This is a genomic window from Streptomyces sp. NPDC028991, from assembly GCF_055564775.1.
Genome location: NZ_JBVHVP010000042.1, coordinates 18,034 through 25,520, shown reverse-complemented (window position 1 = coordinate 25,520; position 7,487 = coordinate 18,034). Strand labels below are relative to the sequence as shown.

Genomic DNA, 7,487 nt, shown 5'->3' with positions numbered 1-7,487 from the left:
GACCGTCGACGAACCCGGCGCCATGCGCAAAATGACCGGCCTCGGCGTCGACGGCATCATCACCGACTACCCCCAGTCCCTCACCCAGCACTGACACCGACCGGAGCCGTCCGGTCCCCGACTTCTCCCAGCTCCGTCCCCGAGACCGACTCCGGGCGTGACCCACGCCGGGGGTTGCCCCGGCCACGCGGGGGTACCCCGTCGATCTTGGGAGGAGAGAGGAGAGTCGTGTCTGACGAGAATGTCAAGAACGTCTTCGTGGTCGGTCTCGACGAGGCCAATCTTCCGACGCTCAAGGCCGTGCCGGGCGCCGATTCGCTGCGCTTCCACGGCCTTCTGACGGTCGAGGAGCTTCAGGACGGGGAGGTATCGCTACCGAAGGTGATCGAGAAGGCGCAGGAGGTGCTGGACGGTTTCGACGGAAGCATCGACGCGATCGTCGGCTACTGGGACTTCCCGGTCAGCACGCTGGTGCCGATCCTCGGAGCACGCTACGGCACTCGCACCACGAGCCTCGAGTCGGTGGTCAAGTGCGAGCACAAGTACTGGAGCAGGATCGAGCAACAGCAGGTGACGGACCGGCATCCGCGCTTCGGCCGGGTCGACCTGGAGGCCGACCCCCCGCGGCCTCCGGAGGGCATGCGGTTCCCGATGTGGCTCAAGCCCGCGTTGTCCTACTCCTCCGAGCTGGCCTTCGGTGTCGACGACGAGGAGCAGTTCCGCGCCGCCGTCGCCGAGATACGCAAGGGCATCTCCCGCATCGGCCGCCCGTTCGAGCACATCCTCGACCAGGTCGACCTGCCGCCGGACATGGACGGCGTCGGCGGCCGGGTGTGTCTGGCGGAGGAGTCGCTGTCCGGTGTCCAGGTCGCCGTGGAGGGCTACGTCCACCAGGGCGAGGTGACCGTTTACGGCACGCTGGACTCGATCGACTACCCGGGGTCACCGTGCTTCCTGCGCCACCAGTACCCCTCGATGCTGCCCCCGCAGGTCATCGACCGGCTGCATGATGTCACCGAGCGGGTGATGCGCCGGATCGGCTTCGACTCCGCGACGTTCAGCGTCGAGTACTTCTACGACCCGGGAAGCCAGGACATCAGCCTGCTGGAGATCAATCCGCGCCACTCCCAGTCGCACGCCGAGCTGTTCCAGTACGTGGACGGCGCGCCCAACCACCACTGCATGCTCGCCCTCGCCCTCGGTGAGGACCCGCGCATGCCACACCGGCAGGGCCCGTACGCGATGGCGGCGAAGTGGTACTACCGGTGGTTCACGGACGGGGTCGTGCGCCACGTGCCCTCCGTCGAGGAGGTCGCCCGTATCGAGCGGGAGATCCCCGGCGTACGGATCGAAGTCCTGCCCGAGCGGGGGCAGCGGTTGTCGGACCTTTCCCAGCAGGACAGTTACAGCTACGAGCTCGCGCACATCTTCACCGGCGGCGACGACGAAGAGGACATGCGCAGGAAGTACGACCAGTGCGTCGCCGCCCTGGGCCTCGCCTTCGACGAGCCCCCGCGAGAAGCGCGAGCGTAAGGAGCGCCGACCATGCGTCACGTGACCCATCTGCCCTGTACGACGAAGGAAGAGGAGCACGTAGTCATTCCCATGTCCGACGGCGTCCGCCTGTCGGCACGCATCTGGCGCCCCACCTCGTCGGACCACGAACCCGTGCCCGCGGTGCTGGAGTACATCCCCTACCGGAAGCGGGACCTCACCGCCGAACGCGACTCCATCCACCACCCCTACATCGCCGGGCACGGCTACGCCTGTGTCCGCGTCGACGTGCGGGGCACCGGCGAGTCGGAGGGTGTGCTGCGGGACGAGTACCTGGAGGTGGAGCAGCGCGATGCCGAGGAGGTGCTGGCCTGGCTCGCCGAACAGCCCTGGTGCGACGGCAACACGGGCATGATGGGCCTGTCCTGGGGGGCGTTCGCGGCCCTCCAGGTGGCGGCCAGGCGTCCGCCGAGCCTGAAGGCCGTCGTCATCGCGTCGTTCACCGACGACCGGCACGCGGACGACATGCACTACATGGGCGGGGCCATGCTCTCGGACAACCTGGCCGAGGCGGGCACCATGTTCGCCTACGCCACCTGTCCGCCCGATCCTGCCGTGGTCGGCGACCGTTGGCGCGACATGTGGCTCGAGCGCCTGGAGCACTCCCGGCCCTGGGTCCTGGAATGGCTGCGCCATCAGCGTCTCGACGACTACTGGCGGCACGCCTCGGTCGCCGAGAACTACCAGGACGTACAGTGCCCGGTGCTGGCGTCCAGCGGCTGGGCGGACGGCTACTCCAACGCCGTGACGCGGCTGCTCGCCCACCTGGACGTGCCCCGCAAGGGGCTCATCGGCCCCTGGTCGCACAAGTTCCCCCACCTCGGGGAACCCGGTCCCGCGATCGGCTACCTCCAGGAGGTCGTGCGCTGGTGGGACCACTGGCTCAAGGGCGTCGACAACGGCGTGATGGACGGCCCGATGCTGCGGACGTGGATGCAGGACAGCGTGCCGCCGTCCACGTCGTACGAGGAACGGCCCGGGCGCTGGGTGGCGGAACCGTGCTGGCCCTCTCCGCAGGTCCGTCCGACCACGCACGCACTCACCCGGCACCGGATCGCGCCTGCGGACGAGCCGCGGGGGCAGACGGCAGGGGACGGGGAGGGCGACGGGGACGGGGACACGCTGACCGTGCGGTCGCCGCTGTCCGTCGGTCAGTTCGCGGGCAAGTGGGCCTCCTACAACGCGCCGCCCGACCTGCCCTACGACCAGCGTGAGGAGGACGGCGGCTCGCTCGTCTTCGAGACCGAACCGCTCACCGAGCGGCTGGAGATCCTCGGATCGCCGACCGTCGACCTCGATCTGTCGGTCGACGAGCCGGTCGCGATGGTGGCCGCGCGTCTGTCGGACGTCCGTCCCGGCGGAGCCGCCACCCGGGTCACCTACGGCTTGCTCAACCTGACCCGCCTGGACAGCGTGGAGCGGCCCGAACCCTTGGAGCCCGGCCGTCGCTACCGCGCCACCGTCCACCTCAACGGAGTGGCGCAGAGCTTTCCGCCCGGGCACCGCATCCGCCTCTCCCTGTCCACGTCCTACTGGCCGCTCGCCTGGCCGGCGCCGAAGCCGGCGATGCTGAGCGTCCACGACGGCTCCAGCACGCTCACCCTTCCGGTCCGTCCGCCGGAGAAGGCCGACGACACACAGGCCGCGCCGTTCGGCGAACCGGAGGGCACCCCGCCCATCGTCACGACCACGCTGACGCCGCCGGAGGTACGCTGGGACGTGAAACGCGACCTGGTCGGCTACCACGCCGAGCTGGACACCGTGAAGGACCGGGGCACGGTCCGCTTCGAGGAGATCGGCCTCGACGTCGGCCGCCGCGCCCACGAACGCTACGCCTCCGTAGCCGACGACTTCACCTCCGTCAGCGGCGAGTCCACCTGGACCATGAGCTTCCGGCGCGACAGCCCCGACAGCCCCGACAGCCCCGACAGCCGCGACAGCCGCGACGCCTGGGACGTGCGCGTGGTCACCCACACGCGCCTCACCTGCGACGAGGACAGCTTTTTCGTCGACGCCACTCTGGACGGCTACGAGGGCGGCCGACGCGTGTTCTCCCGTACCTGGAACGAGTCGGTACCACGTGATCTGCTCTAGGCGGTCGAGGTGGCGGGGTGCGCCTTCGTCGTGCGCGCTTTCCAGCGTGGGCGGCGGTGCGCAAGGGGCCGCCGGCCGTGGCCCGGCCACGTGAGGCCGGCCGGGCCACGGCCCGCGTCGGCGCCGGACCGGGCCCGCGGTGGCTTCCGACGGCCCCTCCGGTGTGGAATGGACGGGTGAACTCTCGCCCGCCCGGCGCCGAGCGCCCCGAACGCGCCCGCCCCGCTTCCCACAGCCTCACCGGTGTCGGCCTCGCCGTCCTCGATCCCGCCGGACGAGTGCTGCTCGGCCTCGGCCACGACGGCCGCTGGGAACTTCCGGGTGGCAAAGTCGACGCCGGGGAGGATTTCGAAGCGGCCGCCGCCCGTGAACTCGCGGAGGAGACCGGACTCTCGGTGGCCGCGACGGACGTCCGGGTACTGGCGGTTCTCGTCGACGGCCTCAACGGGCTGACCCGGGTGACGGCCGCGGCCGTCACCCGGCGGACGACGGGTGAGCCCCGGGTCACCGAGCCGGACAAGATCGTGCGCTGGGAGTGGTTCGCCCGCCGGGCGGTCCCCGTCTCCCTCTTTGCGCCGTCCGCCTCCGTCCTGGACTGCCTGTGGCCGGAAGCGGCACGGCGAGGGGCCGCCGAGGTGCGTCACTACGGCGTGCTGGCGGCCGCTGGGCCGTGGTCGCCTCGCGCGAGCCCTCCACGAGGGTGATCACCGCGGGCTCGTCCCCGACCCCGGAAAACCGAACCGGAAAAGATTCGGCGGCGATGTCGAGAACCCGTGTCCGGCTCCGTCCCCGGGGTGAACGCGACCACAATGGGTCGTACCAGCACCGAGGAGAACACCATGGCCAAGTACCTGCTGCTCAAGCACTACCGCGGCGCCCCGGCCCCGGCCAACGACGTGCCCATGGACCGGTGGACGCCGGAGGAGGTCTCGGCGCACATGCAGTACATGAACGACTTCGCGGCCCGGCTCGAGAAGACCGGTGAGTTCGTCGACGGCCAGGCCCTCGCTCCCGAGGGCACGTTCGTCCGCTACGACGGTGAGGGGCGCCCGCCGGTCACCGACGGCCCGTTCCCCGAGACCAAGGACCTCATCGCCGGCTGGATGGTGATCGACGTCGACGGCTACGACCGCGCCGTCGAGCTGGCCGGGGAGCTGTCGGCCGCGCCCGGAGCCGGCGGGAAGCCGATCCACGAGTGGCTGGAGCTGCGTCCGTTCCTCACCGCGCCGCCCACCATCACGGAGTGACCTCGTCGATGACATCGATGAACGAGGCCCTGCTGAAGAGCCTCACGCCCAGCGTGCTCGCGATCCTCGTCCGCCGCGGAGCCGACTTCGCGGCGGCCGAGGACGCGGTGCAGGAGGCGCTGGTCGAGGCGGTCCGCGTCTGGCCGGCCGAACCTCCGCGGGACGCGAAGGGCTGGCTGATCACCGTGGCCTGGCGCCGGTTCCTCGACGCGACCCGGGCGGACGCCGCCCGCCGCCGGCGTGAGGACCTCGTCGAAGAGGAACCGGCGCCAGGGCCCACGCCCGCGGTGGACGACACGCTTCAGCTGTACTTCCTGTGCGCCCACCCATCGCTGACGCCGTCGTCCGCGGTCGCGCTCACACTGCGCGCCGTCGGCGGTCTCAGCACCCGCCAGATCGCTCAGGCCTACCTGGTGCCCGAGGCGACGATGGCGCAGCGGATCAGCCGGGCCAAGCGCACCGTCTCCGGCGTGCGGTTCGACCAGCCCGGCGACGTCGCCACCGTGCTGCGGGTCCTCTACCTGGTCTTCAACGAGGGCTACTCCGGTGACGTGGACCTCGCCGCCGAGGCCATCCGGCTCACCCGGCAGCTCGCCGCCGCCGCCGACCATCCCGAGGTGGCGGGGCTGCTCGCCCTGATGGTGCTGCACCACGCCCGGCGGGCCGCCCGGACCGCGCCCGACGGCAGCCTGGTGCCGCTCGCCGAACAGGACCGCGGCCGGTGGGACACGGAGGCGATCACCGAGGGCGTCACGATCCTGCGGGCGGCCCTCGCCCGCGACCGGCTCGGCGAATACCAGGCCCAGGCGGCCGTCGCGGCGCTCCACGCCGACGCGCCCACCGCCGAGGAGACAGACTGGGTGCAGATCGTCGAGTGGTACGACGAGCTCGCGCGCCTGACCGACAGCCCGGTCGTCCGGCTCAACCGCGCGGTGGCCGTGGGCGAGGCGGACGGACCGCGCGCAGGCCTGGCGGCGCTCGCGGAGCTGGACGGCTCACTGCCCCGCCACACCGCGGCGGCGGCGTACCTGCACGAGCGCGACGGCGATCTGCCGACGGCGGCACGGCTCTACGCCGAAGCGGCCGGCCAAGCGTCCAACCTCGCCGAACGCGCCCACCTGACGCGCCAGGCAGCACGGCTCAATTCCGAGCCGAGCGGCTGACGCAGCGCACAGGCCCCGTCACCGTTCGTTTTACCCGCTCCCCACTCATTGACATGAACGCGCCCCAGCGTAACTCTGAGAGCGCTCTCAGAATCGGTACGGACCAATTCCCTCCCCCCACACCGCACGGAGGTGGAGAGTGCTCTCAAGCCTCAAACACCGTCTACTCGCCGTGGCCACGGCCGCAGGCCTGGCAGGCGCCCTGCTCACGTTCGGCGCTTCACCGCCGGCGGACGCCGCGGTGCCCGCCACCATCCCACTGAAGATCACCAACAACGCCGGTCGCGGCGAACCGGTCCACATCTACAACCTGGGCACCTCGCTGACGACGGGTCAGCAGGGCTGGGCCGACGCGAACGGCACCTTCCACGCCTGGCCCGCCGGCGGCACTCCCCCGACCCCCGCACCGGACGCCTCCATCCCCGGACCGGCCGCCGGACAGACCAAGACGATCCGGATCCCCAAGCTGTCGGGGCGCATCTACTTCTCGTACGGCCAGAAGCTCGACTTCCGGCTGACCACGGGCGGCCTGGTGCAGCCGGCCGTGCAGAATCCGAGCGACCCCAACCGCGACATCCTGTTCAACTGGTCCGAGTACACACTCAACGACTCCGGGCTGTGGCTGAACAGCACACAGGTCGACATGTTCTCCGCGCCCTACACGGTCGGGGTACAGCGCGCCGACGGCAGCGTGAGCAGCGCCGGGCGGCTCAAGCCGGGCGGCTACAGCGCGGTGTTCGGCGCGCTGCGCGGGCAGCCCGGCTGGGGCGGGCTGATCCAGACCCGGCCCGACGGCACCGTCCTGCGGGCCCTGTCGCCGCTTTACGGGCTGGAGACCGGTGCGCTGCCGGCGTCGGTCATGGACGACTACATCGACCGGGTCTGGCAGAAGTACACGTCGGCGACCCTCACCGTCACCCCGTTCGCGGACCGGCCGGGCACCAAGTACTTCGGGCGTGTCTCGGGCGGTGTCATGAACTTCACCAACGGCGCGGGGGCGGTCGTCACCAGCTTCCAGAAGCCGGACGCCTCCAGCGTCTTCGGCTGTCACAGGCTCCTGGACGCCCCCAACGACCAGGTACGCGGACCCATCTCGCGCACGCTGTGCGCCGGCTTCAACCGCTCGACGCTGCTGAGCAACCCCGACCAGCCCGACACCTCGGCGGCGAACTTCTACAAGGAGTCCGTGACCAACCACTACGCGCGGATCATCCACGACCGGATGGCCGACGGAAAGGCGTACGCCTTCGCCTTCGACGACGTCGGCCACCACGAATCGCTGGTGCACGACGGCGACCCGGTCCAGGCACAGCTCACGCTGGACCCGCTGAACTGACCCGGTGACCGGGCCCGGGGGGGGGGGGGGGGGAGGGGGGGGGGGGGGGGGGGGGGAGGGGGGGGGGGGGGGGGGGGCGGGGGGGGGGGGGGT

Annotated in this window: 6 protein-coding genes and 1 pseudogene; all 7 read left to right on the top strand. The window is 71.1% G+C overall.

Features of this window, described 5'->3' with window-relative positions:
- Window positions 1-94: pseudogene (locus ACZ4V1_RS35110) on the top strand (hydrolase); the annotation flags it as partial.
- Window positions 95-228: 134 nt separating this feature from the next.
- Window positions 229-1,533 carry an ATP-grasp domain-containing protein gene (locus tag ACZ4V1_RS35105; protein ID WP_468344969.1) on the top strand — a complete coding sequence of 435 codons (1,305 nt, stop codon included), beginning with the start codon at window positions 229-231 and terminating at the stop codon, window positions 1,531-1,533.
- A 12-nt stretch (window positions 1,534-1,545) separates the two neighbouring features.
- Window positions 1,546-3,648 carry a CocE/NonD family hydrolase gene (locus tag ACZ4V1_RS35100; protein ID WP_468344966.1) on the top strand — a complete coding sequence of 701 codons (2,103 nt, stop codon included), beginning with the start codon at window positions 1,546-1,548 and terminating at the stop codon, window positions 3,646-3,648.
- Between the two features lie 176 nt (window positions 3,649-3,824).
- Window positions 3,825-4,352 carry an NUDIX domain-containing protein gene (locus ACZ4V1_RS35095; RefSeq protein ID WP_468344963.1) on the top strand — a complete coding sequence of 176 codons (528 nt, stop codon included), beginning with the start codon at window positions 3,825-3,827 and terminating at the stop codon, window positions 4,350-4,352.
- A gap of 135 nt (window positions 4,353-4,487) precedes the next feature.
- Window positions 4,488-4,895 (top strand): YciI family protein, encoded by a 408-nt coding sequence (locus tag ACZ4V1_RS35090; protein ID WP_468344978.1) that lies wholly within the window; start codon window positions 4,488-4,490, stop codon window positions 4,893-4,895.
- A 17-nt stretch (window positions 4,896-4,912) separates the two neighbouring features.
- A complete protein-coding gene (locus ACZ4V1_RS35085) occupies window positions 4,913-6,058 on the top strand; it encodes an RNA polymerase sigma factor (protein ID WP_468344975.1) in 1,146 nt (381 codons plus the stop codon).
- Window positions 6,059-6,197: 139 nt separating this feature from the next.
- Window positions 6,198-7,394 (top strand): glycoside hydrolase family 64 protein, encoded by a 1,197-nt coding sequence (locus tag ACZ4V1_RS35080; RefSeq protein WP_468344960.1) that lies wholly within the window; start codon window positions 6,198-6,200, stop codon window positions 7,392-7,394.
- Window positions 7,395-7,487 lie beyond the last annotated feature (93 nt).

Bases quoted from the DNA above. Each gene is read 5' to 3' on its own strand.
- ACZ4V1_RS35100 (WP_468344966.1), top strand. From the start codon at position 1,546: ATGCGTCACGTGACCCATCTGCCCTGTACGACGAAGGAAGAGGAGCAC.
- ACZ4V1_RS35090 (WP_468344978.1), top strand. From the start codon at position 4,488: ATGGCCAAGTACCTGCTGCTCAAGCACTACCGCGGCGCCCCGGCCCCG.
- ACZ4V1_RS35085 (WP_468344975.1), top strand. From the start codon at position 4,913: ATGAACGAGGCCCTGCTGAAGAGCCTCACGCCCAGCGTGCTCGCGATC.